The organism is Streptomyces sp. NPDC007264, assembly GCF_042869095.1.
GTDB lineage: Bacteria > Actinomycetota > Actinomycetes > Streptomycetales > Streptomycetaceae > Streptomyces.
Genome location: NZ_JBIAFD010000005.1, coordinates 388,793 through 401,797, shown reverse-complemented (window position 1 = coordinate 401,797; position 13,005 = coordinate 388,793). Strand labels below are relative to the sequence as shown.

Sequence of the window (13,005 nt, the reverse complement as noted above, 5' to 3'; positions counted from 1 at the left end):
CTCAGGGCCGCGCCGGGGCCGGTGCCCGTGCCGGCAGTGCGCGGGGTGCCCGGGTCGCCCGCAGGCCCGCCGCCGTCGCGACGCGGGCGAACGCCGTCGCGTCCAGGACCGCCGCCGCGTGGGGGTCGTTGTTGAAGTATGCGTAGACGTCGCGGTCGTCGGGCCAGGCCGCCGCGATGCGGTGCGCCCAGGACGTCAGGGACCGGCGGCCGTAGCGGGGCCACGGCTCGGCGCAGCCGGCGTGGAAGCGGACGTAGCCCCAGTCCGTGGTCCGCCACAACGGGGTGACCGGTCGGGACAGCACGTCGGCCCAGCACAGCGCCGCACCCCGCGTCTCGAGCACCGCGCGCACCTCGGGCGTCCACCAGGAGTCGTGGCGCGGTTCGACCGCGACCCGGGCGCCGGCGGGGAAACAGGCCAGGCAGTCGTCCAGGAGCACGGGGTCCGCGCGCAGCGTCGGAGGGAGCTGGAGCAGCACCGGGCCGAGACGGTCGCCGAGGCCGGCCGCATGGGTCATCAGGCGGTGCACCGGCTCCTCCGGCTCCCGCAGCCGTTTGATGTGCGTCAGATAGCGGCTCGCCTTGAGGGCGACGACGAAGTCCGGCGGGGTGCGCTCGCGCCAGCTCTCGAAGACCTCGCGGGACGGCAGCCGGTAGAACGCGTTGTTGATCTCGACCGTGGCGAACCGTGCCGCGTACTCCTCCAGCCACAGCCGCACGGGCACCTGCGGCGGGTACAGGACGTCCCGCCAGTCCTTGTACTGCCACCCCGACGTGCCGACGAACAGGGTCATACCTCCATCAAAGCACCGTCGGCGGTCTCCTACAGGTACAGCCCCGCGTCCGCTCCCGCCCGCTGGTCCGGCACCGACGCGGGTGACGTCCCCCGCTGCAGCGCGTAGAGCTCCGCCAGGGTCGCGCCGTCGCGGCCCACGCCCTCCTCCCGGCCCAGCCAGGTCACCGCCTCAGGGCGGGTCAGCGGGCCCACCTCGATGCGGGCCAGACAGCGTCCGGGACGGACGACGGCCGGGTGGAGGCGCTCCAGGTCCTCGTTGGTCGTGACGCCCACCAGGACGTTCCTGCCCTGCCCGAGCAGGCCGTCCGTCAGGTTCAGCAGGCGCGACAGGGCCTGGCCCGCCGTGTGCTTCGCCTCGCCGCGGATCAGCTCGTCGCAGTCCTCCAGCAGGAGCAGACGCCAGCGGCCCTTGCCCGCCGCGTCCTCCTCGCCGATCGCGATGTCCATGAGATAGCCGACGTCGGAGAACAGGCGCTCCGGGTCCAGGACGCAGTCCACCTGGCACCAGTCACGCCACGAGCGCGCCAGCGTCCGCAGGGCCGACGTCTTGCCGGTGCCCGGCGGGCCGTGGAGCAGCAGCAGCCGGCCCGCGATGTCCTCCGGGGTCGTCTTCATCAGGCGGTCCATCGCGTCTGCCACCGGCGCCGTGTAGTTGGCGCGGACCTCCTCCCAGGTGCCCGCCGAGATCTGCCGCGTCGTACGGTGCGGGCCGCGCCGCGGCGACACGTACCAGAACCCCATCGTCACGTTCTCCGGCTGCGGCTCCGGCTCGTCCGTCGCGCCGTCCGTCGCCTGGTTCAGCACCGTCTCGGCCAGTTCGGCGCTGGTCGCGGTCACCGTGACGTCCGCACCGCGGTTCCAGCGGGAGACCAGCAGCGTCCAGCCGTCACCCTCGGCGAGCGTCGCGCTGCGGTCGTCGTCGCGGGCGATCCGCAGTACTCGGGCGCCCGGCGGCAGGAGCGTGGCACCGGACCGCACGCGGTCGATGTTCGCGGCGTGCGAGTACGGCTGCTCGCCCGTTGCGAAGCGGCCGAGGAACAGCGCGTCGACGACATCGGACGGGGAGTCGCTGTCATCGACGTTGAGCCGGATCGGCAGAGCGTCGTATGGGTTCGCAGACATGTCGCCATGATCCGTCACGAGGGGGCCCCGTGCACCCGGTTTCCGCGGTCCGCCGGGAGTGTCGGCCGTGTCCCGTGCCTCCGGTCGGTCCCGTCCGCTCTGTCACCGGGCTGTCGCACGACGCGATCCGCCGTCCGGTCGACGCGCCCCTTTGCTGTCGTTTCTGATGGGGCGTCATGGGTGGAATTCGGGGGTTCCGAGGGGCCCTTAAGTGCGCCTTTAGCTGTCATGCGCATGCTTTGCCGGCTCGGCATCCGAGGGAACGGCCGTGTCGGCGCTGACTCGTGTTCAACAGTTTTGGCATGAACACTTCCAGTCAACACGCGTAGCTGCTACCAAAGTTGGTGCAGAGATCCTGCTAAAGGGAGGTTCCATGAGACGTTTCCGACTTACCGCATATGTGACTTCACTCTTCCTCGCCATCGGGCTGGCCCTCGCCGGGGCCGGCACGGCGCAGGCGGCGGGCGTCAACTACGTTGCCCTCGGCGACTCCTATTCCTCGGGCGTCGGGGCGGGCAGCTACACCAGCGAGAGCGGTGACTGCAAGCGCAGCACGAAGGCATACCCCTACCTGTGGCAGGCCGCCCACTCGCCTGCCTCGTTCAGCTTCACGGCCTGCTCGGGCGCCGTGACGACCGATGTGATCAATAACCAGCTCGGCCCCCTCAACTCCTCCACGAACCTCGTGTCCATCAGCATCGGCGGCAACGACGCCGGCTTCGCCGACGTCATGCTCACCTGCGTGCTCGGGAACGACAACGACTGCCTGAACCGGATCGCGACGGCCAAGGCGTACGTCGACTCCACCCTGCCCGGTCGGCTGGACGCCGTGTACTCGGCGATCAGCGCCAAGGCTCCCTCGGCCCACGTCGTCGTCCTCGGCTACCCCAGCTTCTACAAGCTCGGTACGTCCTGCGTCGGGCTCTCCGAGACCAAGCGGTCCGCGATCAACGGCGCGGCGAGCTACATGGACGACGCGATCGCCAAGCGTGCGGCCGACCACGGCTTCACCTTCGGTGACGTCCGCACCACCTTCAGCGGCCACGAGATCTGCTCCGGCAGCCCCTGGCTGCACAGCGTCAACTGGCTGAACATCGGCGAGTCCTACCACCCGACCGCGGGCGGCCAGTCCGGCGGCTACCTGCCCGCGCTCAACAGCGCGGCCTGACGGTCAAGAAGACGAAGGGGAGGCCCCGCCCGTCGGGGTCTCCGTCCGGCACGTCACGGAGAACGGCACGGAGCCGGACGTGACGTGCACCGGATCGCGCACCTCGACGCCGATCCCGTTGCGGATCGTCGCGTCCGTCTCGTACGCGGTGACCACGACCCGCGTCTGCTTGGTCCTCCCGTCGCCCGCCGCGAACGACAGCGTCTTCCAGCCCGGGTCCGACACCTGCCCCGTCCGGGTGACCCAGCGGTAGGACACATCGACGGGAACGCTGCCCACCGTGAACGTCGCCGTGAAGGCGGGCGCCTCTGCCTCCGGCGGAGGGCAGGCGCCGGAGTAGTCGGTGCGCGTGCCCGTGACCGTCACCCGGACGTACTGGGCGGGCGGGCTCGTCGTGCGACCGCCGCCGGTGCCCGAGGCGGAGTCGCCGGCGGGAGCGGTGGCCGTGCCGGTGCTCTCCCGCGTACTGCTCGGACTCCCGCCGCCCGCACCCCCGCCGGCGGTGCCGCTGCTCGTACCGGCTTTGCCCGCACCGCCGTTGTCGCGGTGCACGAAGGCGTACGTCAGCCCGGCGGCGGCGAGCGCGAGGGCGGCCACCCCCGCGACCAGGGCGACGGCCGCCCGGCGGTCGCGCGGACGGTCCGCGGAGTCGGGCGGGGCGAGCGGTGCGGTCGGCGCGTGGCCGCGTCCGGACGGCGGCGCGGTGGGCGTTGCCGCCGGGCCGGGGAAGGCCGCGACCGTCGGCGTGTACGCGGCGGCGCCGGCGCGCGGGGTGTCGGCGGGAGCGCCGCCCGCGGCGACGGCCCGCAGGTCCTGCTCGGCCCGTTCCGCGGAGACCCGCTCCGCCGGATCCTTGCGCAGCAGTCCCTGGATCACCGGGGCCAGCGGACCGGCCCGGCGGGGCGGCGGCAACTCCTCGTCGACGACGGCCCGCAGGGTGCTCAGCGGGGTGCTCTGCCGGAACGGCGAGTTGCCCTCGACCGCCGCGTACAGCAGCACGCCCAGCGACCACAGGTCGGACTGCGGGCCCGGTGTGCGCCCGAGCGCCCGCTCCGGCGCCAGGAACTCGGGCGAGCCGATGACCTCGCCGGTCATGGTCAGCGCGGAGCTGCCCTCGACGGTGGCGATGCCGAAGTCCGTCAGCACCACCCGGCCGTCGTTCGCCAGCAGGACGTTGGCCGGCTTGACGTCACGGTGCAGCACGCCCACGGCGTGTGCGGCGCGCAGGGCGGCGAGCACCTCGGCGCCGATGTGCGCGGCCCGCTGCGGAGCGATCGGGCCCTCCGCGTCCAGCAGGTCCGACAGGGCGACACCGCGGACCAGCTCCATGACGATCCAGGGGCGGCCCTCCTCGGTCGCCACGTCGTAGACCGTCACCACGTTCCGGTTCGCCACCCTGGCGGCCGCCCACGCCTCGCGCTCCAGCCGGGCGTACATGCGCTCGACGTCGGCCGCCTGGAGCCCCGCCGGGGCGCGTACCTCCTTGACGGCCACCTCGCGGTGCAGGACCTCGTCACGGGCCCGCCACACCGTGCCCATGCCGCCCTGGCCGAGCGGGGACAGGAGGCGGTACCGTCCCGCGATCACACGTTCACGGCCGGGTTCTCCGGACACGGGCGCCCCCCATTCGCATCCGCGCGATGTATCCACTCCGCGTGATATCTCCCCAAAAGTAGCTCAACCGAGTGCGGATGCCGCCCCCTTGAACACGAGTCCGGCTCCCAGGGCCAGGACGACGAACGCGGATCCCAGCGGCGCGGTCCTGCGCAGCAGGGCCGCGGCCGGACCGCGGGTCCAGTCGGGGCGCCGGTCCAGGACGCGGTTCATCCCGCTGCCGAGCTTGACCACGGCGACCCCGGCCGCCGTCAGCGTCAGGGCGAGCCCGACGCCGTAGGCCACCACGAGCAGCAGACCGAACCATGCCTGGCCGAGGGCGGCCGCGCCGACGAGGACCACCACGGCGGAAGGGCTGGGCACGAGCCCGCCGGCGAAGCCGAGGAGGATCGTGCCGCGCAGCGTGGGGGCGGTGGGGTGGGTGTGGGGGACACCCCCGTGGGTGTGGGAGACGCCGTGGCTGTGGTCCTGCTCGGGGTCCGGGTGGGGGCGGGCGTCCTCGTGGCGGTGCTCGTGCGTGGCCCCCGGGTGGGAGTGCGCGTGCTCGTGCGCGTGCGCGCTCTCCGCGAGGTGGTGCGCGTGCCGGCGCCCGTGGTGGTGCCCGTGGTCGTGCCCATGGTGCTCGTGGGTGTGCGGGTGCCCGTCGGCGCGGACCCGGTTGCGCCACGCCCGTCGTACGAGCGACGCGCCGGCCAGCGTGACCAGGAACCCGCTGGCCAGTCCCAGCCACGCGATCACCGACGGCGCCGCCGCCGAACCCGCCGTGACCAGCAGGCCCAGCGTGACCACGCCCAGGGTGTGGGTGACCGTCACCGAGGCGGCCAGGGGCAGCACGTCCCTGGGCCGTGCCCGGCCGCCGCGGGCCGCCGCCGTCGCGGCCATCAGGGTCTTGCCGTGGCCCGGGGCGAGCGCGTGCATCGCACCGAGGCCGATGGCGACGACCAGGGCCAGCGCGGCGAAGCCCGGCGTGAGGTCGTGGCGGGCGACCAGATCGTCCAGCGCCCGGGTCCAGCGGTCGGCGCCGCGCGGCAGCACGGAGGCGGCCGGCGCCTCCCGCCGGTCGTCGGCCAGGGCGGGGCCGCCCGGGCGCACCCGCAGGGACGCGCTGACGGTGTCGGCCGGAGAGGAGAGCAACTCCTTCGGGTAACTGGTCAGTTCGCGGGACGACGAGGTCCCCGGCACGGTCGAGGCGGTGAGCGTCGTACGGTCGCCGCGCGCGGTGATCTCCCGCCAGCCGGGCCCGGTGGCCGTACCCGCGCTGTGGAAGTCCAGGGTGAGAGTGGTGTCCCTGGGCAGCGGTGCCGTCAGCCGGCACTCCACCCGCAGTGTGTTCAGCCCCGCCTGGCCGGGGCGCGACTGCGCGCGGCTCGTGCCGACGGCCAGTGCGGCCGGCTGTCCGCCGACGGTGACCGTGCTGCCCGCGGCGGCCTTCTCGCACCGCTGCCGGGCCCACTCCGCCAGCCCCAGCCGCCCGATGTCCGGCTTCGCCTGGGTGGCCGGGATCTCGGCGAGGTCCTCCACGTGGTCGACCCGCAGCTGCCCCGGTGCGGCGACCAGGCCGTCGTACCGGTTGACGGTGAAGTTGCCGAGGGGATGGGCGCCGGCCTGCCCGGCGGGCAGCAGGACGAGCGCGCACGCGGCCGTGAGCACGGCCGCGCCGGAGGCGACGAGGCGGCGGAGGATCACTTCATCGCCTCCAGCGCCTCACGGGCCGTGCGGGCGCCCAGCGGCGAGAAACCGGCGTTGAGCCGCAGCGCCGTGGTGAGGGAGGCGCGGGCCTGCCGCGGGTGACCGGTGGCGCGCTCGATCATGCCGCGGTGGTAGAGGAAGGCGGCGTTGCGACAGCCGGTGGCGGTGGCCCGCCGGGCGTACGGCAGGGCCTCCCGGTCGCGGCCGCCCACGTGCAGGGCCCAGGCGAGGGCGTCCGCGGTGTGCACGGTGTGGCGCCGCGCCCACTCGGCGCGGGCCGCCTTCAGCGCGGCCGCCCGGTCGCCGTGGTCGGCGGCGGCCAGGGCCGTGTCGAGGTCGGCGTCGACGCCGTTCGCACGGGCCAGCGAGACCCAGGCGTCGACGAGGGCGTACTGGTCGCGCGCTCTGGCCAGGTCGCCCTCCTTGCCCCGCGCCTCGTACAGTTCGCCGAGCTCCACCAGGGGCTGCGGCAGCGGAGCACGGTCGACGACCTGCTCCATGCCGCGGATCGCGGCCTCGGTGTCGCCCCGCGCCGCCTGGGCGCGGGCGCGCCCCTCGAGCGCCGGGAGATAGGTGTCGTCGGCGGCCAGGGCACGGGCGTAGTGGGCGAGGGCGGTCGCGTACCGGCCCTGGCTCCACGCGAGTTGGCCGAGCGCGGTGGCCACGTACGCGATGTCGCCGCGGCTCGTCGCCGTGCTCAGGGCCTGTTCCAGGACGCGGCGGGCGCTCGTCACGTCGCCGCGCAGTTCGTGGACGTAGGCGTAGCGCGTGAAGACGGGGACGCCGGGCCGGCGCGCGTCGGCCAGGTCCGCGGCCTTGGCGGCGTCGGAGTAGCGGCCGAGTTCGACGAGCGCGTCGACGCGGGAGGACAGGGCGCGCTCGCTGTACGGGTTCTGCTTCAGGGCCAGGTCGGCGTCGGTGAGGGCGCCGGCGAAGTCGTGCCGGGCCGCGGCGAGGGCGGCGCGGCCGGCGAGCGCGGCGTCGTTGGCGGGGCGCAGCCTCAGCGACCGGTCCAGGGCGCGCTGCGCCTGCGGGTAGCGGGAGGGGTCGCCCTTGGTGCGGGCCTGCTCGACGTAGGCGAGACCGAGCGTCGCCCAGCTGCCGTAGTCCCGTGGCTGGGCGCGGAGATGGGTCTGCAGGGCGCGGATGCCGGAGTCCAGGTCGCCACCGGCGAGCAGAGCGGGGGAGACGCCGCCGGGCGTGGCGGCGACCGGGGCGGTACCGCTGTTCCGCACGGCCCCGACGACCATGGCCCCGGCGGTGAGCGCGACCGCCAACGAGGCGGCACACAGGCCGAGTCGCACGGCACGCCACCGCCTCCCCGACGCGGAGAACCTCCGCAGCGCGACGATCCGCTCCTCGGCGCCGGCCGGGGGCGAGGCGGCCTCCGCGGCGGACGCGCCGGCCCCGGCGGTGGACACGGTGGCGGCGGCGGTCTCGGCGGCGGTCGTGTGCGCCGGAGCCGGAGCCGGAGCCGGAGCCGGAGCCGGAGCCGGAGCCGGAGCCGGAGCCGGAGCCGGAGCTGTGCCCGTGGCCATCTCTGCGGACGCGTCGGCGCTCACGGGGCCCTCCTCGGGCGTGGGGCCCGCCGGCCCGGCCTCCGGCCGGCCGCCGTGCCCGCTCTCCGGCGCGCTTGCGTTCGTACGCGGGGACATGCCCTCTCCTCGATCTCCTGGGCGGAAACGGTCGTTGTCGGGACGGGTCGGGACGGGTCGGCGCGGCCCGCGCCGTGGGGGATGGGAAGGGTACGGGCCGCGCCGGTCGAGGGGACGGGCCACCGCGGTGGCCCGTCGAAGGGCGCTCAGTACGCCCGGTAGCGGGCGCGTCGGCGCCACCACATCAGCGCGCCGGCGATCAGCAGGAACCCGGCCGCGCCCGCCGCCGCGGAGGCCGCGATCAGCGTGGTGTCCGAGCCGCTCGAACCGGTCGGCACGAGCCCGTCGCCCAGCTGGTTGCGCACGTTGTTCCCGGTGCCCTTCGCCAGCGGGCCGCGCGAGCCCGAGGTCGGTTCGGCCAGGTACGGGAAGGAGTGCCCGAACTTCTTGTCGTTCGCGTCGACCGCGTCGCCCAGGTCGTTCTTGGAGCCGACCAGCTCGCCCTCCACCACCTGGAGTGCCTCGTCGATCACGTCGTCGGTGAGCCGGCGCCCGTTCGGGAAGCCCGCGTTGTCGCCGTCGAGCACACCGAGCCGCTTGGGGTCGGCGCTGGGCTGGATCGAGGTGTTGAGCCGCAGTTCCTCCGCCGGCCGTACGTACGGCGGCTGGTTGAGGCCCTTGACGCCCTTCAGGAAGACGTCCACCAGGTCGTTGCGGGGCTCGGCCGGAGCCTTGATCTTGTAGATCGCCTCGATGAGCTTCGGCAGCTCCGGGTTGGTCACGTTCTTCAGGAACTGCGCGTCCTGCCACGGCGCGGACGCGTTGAACGTGTCCTTGTCCTTCTGCGGGTTGACCACCTCGTTGACCAACGGGTTGCCGAGGCGCGAGACCTGCGTCCAGTCGCCGTGCGCGTCCTTGCGCTGGACCGTCGCCCAGATGCCGACGACCGGCTGGTGCGCCGACTCGCGGATCAGGTCGTTCGGCACCTGGAGGGCGAGCGAGTTGACGTTGTAGCCCTTGAGGGTGTCGTTGCCGACCTCGGAGAGGTTCCCGCCGTACAGCAGGTCGAAGACCCGCAGGTCCGCGAAGAACGGGTCGTCGGCCTGCCCGGCGAACGTCGTCGCGCCGCCCGCCAGCTGATGGACCGCCTGGTCGCGCAGCTTGCCGTAGTCGGGCATCGACGCCTTGCCGACGTTCGACGGGGCGACCGGCACGTCGTCCGCGATCCTCGTCTTCGCGACGAGCCTCTGCTTGTGCAGCTTGACGAGGTCGATGTCGTACGTCTGCGTCACGTTGAGGTCGGGGTCGTCGAGGCTGTCCACCGGACCCGTGTTGTAAAGGAAGGTGTTCTTGTTCTTGACGTGCGTCTTGAACGTGTACCGGAAGACCAGCTCGCCCTGCGCGTCACCGTTGTTGTCGACGTGGATGTCGTACTGGGCGTCGTCCGCGAACGTGTAGAAGTTGGGGCCGCCCGCCGGCTCCTCGAACGGGACGAAGTTCGCGATGACCGTCGTCGTGTCCGGCTTGTCGGGGCTCACGAACGCGTACAGGTCGGTGTTGTCGTACTGCGGCTGCCCCGAGATCAGCGGGGCCTCCCGGTGGGAGGAGGCGGAGGCCGCCCCCGGTTCCAGCGTGGTCACGCCGGCGGCCGCGAGCCCTCCGGCCGCCAGTGCGCCACAGATGAGGGCCGCGAGACTCCCGCGTCCCACGCTGCTCCTGGAGAAACGTGTCATGCCGTCCGTCCTCAGTGCCAACTTGCCTGACGCACGGGGATTCGGAGCGGTGGCCGGGGTGGATTGGTCGAATCCGAAAACTCATTTCCTGCCTGCTGGACCCGCGTTTTCGGCAGGCTGATCCGTAACACCGTCCGAGGGCGTGAGCGCTCCGAATGCCACAGTGGAGCAAGCTGCCGTGCGCGGCGGCGGAGAGGGGGAGACGAGTGGAGGCGGACGAACTTCTGGTGCTGGTGGCCGGAGGTGACCAGAAGGCATTCGAGGACCTGTACGGACTGGTGTCCGGTCCGGTGTTCGGGCTGGTGCGCCGGGTCGTGCGGGACCCCGCCCAGTCGGAGGAGGTGGCCCAGGAGGTGCTGCTCGAACTGTGGCGTTCCGCCCCGCGGTTCGACCCCGGTCGCGGCAGTGCGCTGTCGTGGATCCTCACCCTGGCCCACCGCCGCGCCGTCGACCGGGTGCGCAGCGTCCGCGCGGCCGGCGAACGCGAGCAGCGCGAGGCCCGGCGCGCCCACCATCCCGCCTTCGACCATGTCGCCGAGGAGGTGGAGGCGGGCCTGGAGCGCGAGTGGGTGCGCCGCTGCCTGGACCGCCTGACCGCGCTGCAGCGCCAGTCCGTCACGCTCGCCTACTACGACGGCTACACGTACCGTGAGGTGGCCGAGCGGCTCAAACTCCCGCTCGGTACGGTCAAGACGAGAATGCGCGACGGACTCACCCGGCTGCGCGAGTGCCTGGGAGGTGTCGCATGAGCTTCTTCTCCCGTCTGCGTTCCGGCGATCTGCACTCGCTCGCCGCCCCCTACGCGCTGGACGCGCTCGAACCCGGCGAACGGCGCCGCTTCGAGAAGCACCTCAAGCACTGCGACCGCTGCGCCGCGGACGTGCGCGCCCTCTCGGAGGACGCCGTCCGCCTCGCCTGGTCCACGACGGCCCCGGCCCCGCCCGGTCTGCGGAACCGGGTGCTGACCGCGGTGCGGACCATCCCGCAGGACCTCGCTCCCGCACCGGACACGGCCCGCGGCCGGGAAACACATCTGCCGCCGTACGTCTGGGGCACCGCGTCGGCGCCCCCGCGCGCCCGTGCGCCCCGGCTGCGCCCTCTCTTCGGCCCGCTCGCCACGGCCACGGCCGCCGCGGCCCTCGTCGTCGCCGCGCTGTTCGCCGTCCAGGCCACACGGACGCAGGACCAACTCGACGCGGAGCGCGCGCAGGCGCGTCGGATCGCCGCCGTCCTCGCCGCCCCCGACGCCCGTGCCACCGGCGACCGGGACGCCGAGGGGCGGGGGATCGCCGTGGTCGCCTCCGCGTCCGAGGGGCGCGCCGTCGTCACCCTCAGCGGACTCGGCGCACCGTCAGGCGGCCGTGTGCATCAACTCTGGCTCATGCGCCCCGACGTGCAACCACGCTCCCTCGGTCTGTTCCAGGGCGACACGCCCCTGGTGGCGAGCGGGATCGGCAGGTCGGCGACGTCACTCGCCGTGACCGTGGAACCCGATGGCGGCTCACCACAGCCCACCAGCCAGCCAGTTGTCCAACTCGCCCTGCGCTCCGTCGGATTCGGTGGGTAGTCGTCAACGCCCCGACGGCGAAGGTGAATCCTGCGCCCGCGATACACGAGTGCCATGAGGGAGCGATAGGGTTACTCTGCCCGGGCTGGGTGGACTCGTACGGGTGGGGAGTGACATGGAACAGATAACAGCGCGCAGCAGGGCGAGGGTCCCTGCGATCACCTGCGGGAGCAGCGCGACCAGTTCGCGCCTCGACCGCCATCTCTCGGTGCTGGCCGGTCCCGCCGTCCCGCAGCGCGAGACGGTCGAGGCGACCTCGCTGATGCGTGAGCTGACCGCACGTGACGCCGCGCGCGACCGCAGCGGCAGGGGGGCCCGCATGCGCGGGGTCTCGCTGTTCGCGCCGCTGCGCCGTCTGCGTCGTTCGCTGTTCGGCGGGCGCTGAGCGACACCGGCTCTCTCACCTTGTGACGCCCGGTCCGCGGGCGTGCCGCAAGGAGCCCGCGCTCAGGCGGCCACACCGTCCCGACGCAACGCTGCGATCTCGTCGTCCGTCATCCCCACGGCACGCAGCAGCGTCCCGGTGTGCTCCCCGAGCGCGGGCACATCCCCCATCCGTGCCTCGTCCCCGCCCGGCAGCGTGATCGGCGGCAGCAGTGCCCTCAACGGCCCCACCGGCGTCCCCACCTCCCGCCACCGCCCCCGGGCCGCCAGCTGAGGGTGCGCTGCCACCTCCCGTACGTCCCTGAGGCGTGCGCACGCGATGCCGGCCGCCTCCAGCCGGGCCACGGCCTCGTCCGTCCCGAGCGCTCCCAGCGCCTTGGCGACCAGGGCGTCCGTGTCCTCCCGGTGGGCGACGCGCGCCGCGTTCGTCGCGTACGCCGGGTCGGTTCCCCACTCGGGGCGGCCGAGGACCTGCGCGGCGAGCCGCCGCCACTCCCGGTCGTTCTGCACGGACAGCAGCACCCGCCCGCCGTCCGCCGTGGGATAGGCGTCGTAGGGCGCGATGACGGCGTGCGCCAGGCCCGTGCGCGCCGGGGGAGTGCCGTCGTGCATCACATGGTGCAGCGGGTGCCCCATCCACTCGGCGAGCGCCTCCAGCATGGAGATCTCGACCGGCCCGCCGCGCCCGGTCGTGCCCCGCCGGACGAGCGCCGCGAGCACTCCCGAGAAGGCGTACATGGCCGCCGCGATGTCGGCCGCCGGAATCCCCGCCTTCACCGGCTGCCGCGGAGTGCCGGTGACCGACACGAGTCCCGCCTCGCACTGCACGAGCATGTCGTACGCCCGCTTGTCCGCGTACGGCCCCGACGCCCCGTAGCCCGAGATGTCCACCGCGACCAGCCGCGGATGGGCCGCGCACAGCGTGGCCGCGTCCAGGCCGAGACGGGCGGCGGCGCCCTGGGCGAGGTTCTGCACGAAGACGTCCGCCTCCGACACCAGCCGCCGTACGACGTCCAGCCCGCGCGGGTCCTTGAGATCCAGCGCGATCGACTCCTTGCCGCGGTTGCACCACACGAAGTGCGAGGCCAGACCGCGGGCGGCGGTGTCGTAGCCGCGGGCGAAGTCACCGCCGTCCACCCGCTCGACCTTGATCACGCGGGCGCCGAGATCGGCGAGCTGCCGGGTCGCGAACGGCGCGGCCACGGCCTGCTCGACGGCGACGACGGTGATGCCCTCCAGGGGCAGGGGAAGGGGAGCCATGGGACGGATCATGTCCCGTACCTGCTGCCTTTGTCAGCGGGCGGCGTCACACGCGGGTGTCCCGCACGCCGACTCCCC

11 protein-coding genes are annotated in these 13,005 nt (G+C 73.6%); 4 read left to right on the top strand and 7 right to left on the bottom strand.

Features of this window, described 5'->3' with window-relative positions:
• Nucleotide 1 precedes the first annotated feature (1 nt).
• On the bottom strand, nucleotides 2-793 hold the full coding sequence (locus tag ACFYMU_RS11175) for a DUF72 domain-containing protein (RefSeq protein ID WP_388371249.1): 792 nt from the start codon (nucleotides 791-793) through the stop codon (nucleotides 2-4).
• Nucleotides 794-822: 29 nt separating this feature from the next.
• Complete coding sequence (locus ACFYMU_RS11170; protein WP_388371246.1) at nucleotides 823-1,917, bottom strand: DUF5925 domain-containing protein; 1,095 nt, start codon at nucleotides 1,915-1,917, stop codon at nucleotides 823-825.
• 373 nt (nucleotides 1,918-2,290) lie between these two features.
• Between ACFYMU_RS11170 and ACFYMU_RS11165 the strand changes: the two genes are divergently transcribed.
• Nucleotides 2,291-3,085 carry an SGNH/GDSL hydrolase family protein gene (locus ACFYMU_RS11165; protein ID WP_388371243.1) on the top strand — a complete coding sequence of 265 codons (795 nt, stop codon included), beginning with the start codon at nucleotides 2,291-2,293 and terminating at the stop codon, nucleotides 3,083-3,085.
• Between the two features lie 3 nt (nucleotides 3,086-3,088).
• Here the strand turns inward: ACFYMU_RS11165 and ACFYMU_RS11160 are convergent, their stop codons facing one another.
• The 4 genes from ACFYMU_RS11160 to ACFYMU_RS11145 form a co-directional block, all read right to left on the bottom strand.
• Nucleotides 3,089-4,699, bottom strand: a complete 1,611-nt coding sequence (locus tag ACFYMU_RS11160) for a protein kinase (RefSeq protein WP_388371240.1) — start codon at nucleotides 4,697-4,699, stop codon at nucleotides 3,089-3,091.
• Nucleotides 4,700-4,762: 63 nt separating this feature from the next.
• Nucleotides 4,763-6,385: a sulfite exporter TauE/SafE family protein gene (locus tag ACFYMU_RS11155; protein WP_388371237.1), complete on the bottom strand. Its 1,623-nt coding sequence runs from the start codon at nucleotides 6,383-6,385 to the stop codon at nucleotides 4,763-4,765.
• Nucleotides 6,382-8,043, bottom strand: coding sequence for a tetratricopeptide repeat protein (locus ACFYMU_RS11150; RefSeq protein WP_388371234.1), 1,662 nt, complete (start codon nucleotides 8,041-8,043; stop codon nucleotides 6,382-6,384). The genes ACFYMU_RS11155 and ACFYMU_RS11150 overlap by 4 nt, the downstream gene beginning before the upstream one ends.
• 146 nt (nucleotides 8,044-8,189) lie before the next feature.
• Nucleotides 8,190-9,716, bottom strand: a complete 1,527-nt coding sequence (locus tag ACFYMU_RS11145) for a DUF4331 domain-containing protein (protein ID WP_388371231.1) — start codon at nucleotides 9,714-9,716, stop codon at nucleotides 8,190-8,192.
• Between the two features lie 206 nt (nucleotides 9,717-9,922).
• Here ACFYMU_RS11145 and ACFYMU_RS11140 point away from each other — a divergent pair, with 206 nt between their 5' ends.
• The 3 genes from ACFYMU_RS11140 to ACFYMU_RS11130 all read left to right on the top strand — a co-directional run bounded on the left by ACFYMU_RS11140 (nucleotide 9,923) and on the right by ACFYMU_RS11130 (nucleotide 11,668).
• On the top strand, nucleotides 9,923-10,465 hold the full coding sequence (locus ACFYMU_RS11140) for a sigma-70 family RNA polymerase sigma factor (protein ID WP_388371402.1): 543 nt from the start codon (nucleotides 9,923-9,925) through the stop codon (nucleotides 10,463-10,465).
• Nucleotides 10,462-11,283 carry an anti-sigma factor domain-containing protein gene (locus tag ACFYMU_RS11135; RefSeq protein WP_388371228.1) on the top strand — a complete coding sequence of 274 codons (822 nt, stop codon included), beginning with the start codon at nucleotides 10,462-10,464 and terminating at the stop codon, nucleotides 11,281-11,283. Before ACFYMU_RS11140 ends, ACFYMU_RS11135 begins: the two co-directional genes overlap by 4 nt.
• A gap of 115 nt (nucleotides 11,284-11,398) precedes the next feature.
• The gene (locus ACFYMU_RS11130) at nucleotides 11,399-11,668 is read left to right on the top strand and encodes a hypothetical protein (RefSeq protein WP_388371225.1); all 270 of its coding nucleotides are present in this window, start codon (nucleotides 11,399-11,401) and stop codon (nucleotides 11,666-11,668) included.
• A 62-nt stretch (nucleotides 11,669-11,730) separates the two neighbouring features.
• Here the strand turns inward: ACFYMU_RS11130 and ACFYMU_RS11125 are convergent, their stop codons facing one another.
• Complete coding sequence (locus ACFYMU_RS11125) at nucleotides 11,731-12,939, bottom strand: CaiB/BaiF CoA transferase family protein (protein ID WP_388371222.1); 1,209 nt, start codon at nucleotides 12,937-12,939, stop codon at nucleotides 11,731-11,733.
• Between the last annotated feature and the right edge of the window lie 66 nt (nucleotides 12,940-13,005).